The 1961-nt window shown below is 49.6% G+C and carries 2 protein-coding genes; both read right to left on the bottom strand.

Annotated elements, in window-relative coordinates; all coding sequences use genetic code 11:
- Positions 1-305 (bottom strand): response regulator (locus tag B147_RS27130; RefSeq protein WP_157237735.1); only part of this gene is annotated, 305 nt, incomplete at its 3' end.
- Complete coding sequence (locus tag B147_RS0102090) at positions 283-1761, bottom strand: ATP-binding protein (RefSeq protein WP_020585606.1); 1479 nt, start codon at positions 1759-1761, stop codon at positions 283-285. The genes B147_RS0102090 and B147_RS27130, both read right to left, overlap by 23 nt.
- Positions 1762-1961 lie beyond the last annotated feature (200 nt).

Genomic DNA, 1961 nt, shown 5'->3' with positions numbered 1-1961 from the left:
TTGAGCAGGTAGTCAAAGGCGCCTGCCTTGGTGGCTTCAATGGCTGTGTCCGTGGTGCCGAATGCCGTGACAATAATGGCCGGCAGGGTGGCATCAAGCTTTTTTATCTCTTTAAATGTTTCAAGCCCGTTCATGCCAGGCAGGCGAACATCCAGAATCACCAGATCCAGAGGNGTTGTTTTGACGATTTCAATGCCGGCTTCCCCTGAAGCGGCTGACACCACATCATAGTGCTCCTCTGTGAGGAGTTTGGAAAAACTGATTCTCAGCTGGTCGTCGTCGTCAATGATCAGAATTTTTGCCATGGACATCCTCTCCTGCCGGCAGTGTGATGGTGAAACAGGTCCCCTGGCCTTCCTGGCTGTCCAGCACCAGACACCCACCATGCTCGCTGATAATATTAAAACAGATGCTCAACCCCAGTCCCGTCCCATCGTCCTTGGTGGTGAAAAACGGGTTGAAAACTTCGTTTTGGATAGATGTGGGAATGCCGGGCCCGGAATCCTGGATTCGTATCACTGCAGTGTCCCTGTTTTTGTTAACACTGTCCATGGTTTCGGTGATGGTGATGCGGCCTCCTTTTTCCATGGCTTCGCAGGCATTGATGATGATGTTGGCCATGGTCTCCTTAAGCTGGCCGGCATCCAGCAAAACATCGTCCAGGGGCTCACTGCGAACCAAATGTACGGTTACACCATAGGATTTCAGGCGCTGTTCCAACAGCCGCAGGGTGTTATCCACCACCTGGGATGGACTTTGTTTTTTCATGGTTAGTTTTGGGGGTCTGGAAAATTCCAGGAAGTTTTCCAGAATTTTGTTGATCTGCCCGATTTCTGTCGAAATGACGCTGATATTCTCCTTCTGGTCACCGGACAACTTGCCGGACCGTCCCAGGGAAAACAACCTCATTTTAATTGAAGTCATAGGATTTCTGATGGAGTGGGCCATGCCTGCGGCAAGTCTGCCGACTAGCGCAAGTTTTTCGGACTGCATCAGGGATTCCCGGCTCCGGACTAATTCTGCATGGGTTTGTTCGGCATTTTCAATCAAACCGTGGACGCTGCTTTTCAACGCCGCCATTTCGTTACCTGATACCAGTCCATCGCCCATTTGATCGGCCTCTGCCGCCAGTTTACGGATGGGCCCAAGAATATGGCGAGTGAAAATATAATTAATTAAAAGGCTGAGGAGCACCACGGTGACAATGGCTAGAAGGCCGATATAGCGTAAATTTTTGGCATCAGTGCAACTGTCTTCCACGGTAACGTCTATAGCCTTTTTATGCGCCGCTTTAAATTTTTCACACAACTCATAAATTCTGAAGAAATTGGCCCTGACCTCCCGGTGAAGGGCGGCTCCGGCGCCCGGGTCGCCCTTTTCGTATAAGGTCAGTGCTCTGTCCTTGGCCGTAATATACGTGGCGTACACGGATTCAATCCGGCATAAATCCTGCTTTTCCCAGTTCTCTGTGACCAGGGGCTTGGCACGGGCCAGCTGGCTTTCGAAATCTTGTTTAAAGTCAGCCAGCTGCCTGAGCCATTCAGGATTTTTATCCAGAAGATAATAGGATAGATACCCTTTCTGGTTGAGCAAAGAGGTTTCTAAGGCCTCAGCGGCCTGATACATTGGAATATGCCTTGTAACAATACCGGTGAACAGATTTTCTGTTTTATAGGTATACCAGATCATGGCAATGCTCCCCATGACCGTTATCCCTAAAAGCACGGCATTGGCAAGATATACCCTTTGTCTCAGGCTCATTAATACCATCTCCTTATCTCTTCTTTTCGATCATGCCGACTGAACTAAATCTCCCCGGTGCGCCGCAGAAGCAGCCGGGCTTCAGCCTTGCGGATGCGCTCTTCTTGTTCATCCTTGCGCTTCCAGGCATTGGTAAGTTTTTCGCTGATATCATCAAAATCCGCCGGTTTCATCAGGTAATCAAAGGCACCTTCCTTCAT

It is taken from the genome of Desulfobacter curvatus DSM 3379 (genome assembly GCF_000373985.1).
GTDB lineage: Bacteria > Desulfobacterota > Desulfobacteria > Desulfobacterales > Desulfobacteraceae > Desulfobacter > Desulfobacter curvatus.
The sequence above is the reverse complement of the archived record's forward strand: the minus strand, read 5'-3'. Positions and strand labels throughout refer to the sequence as shown.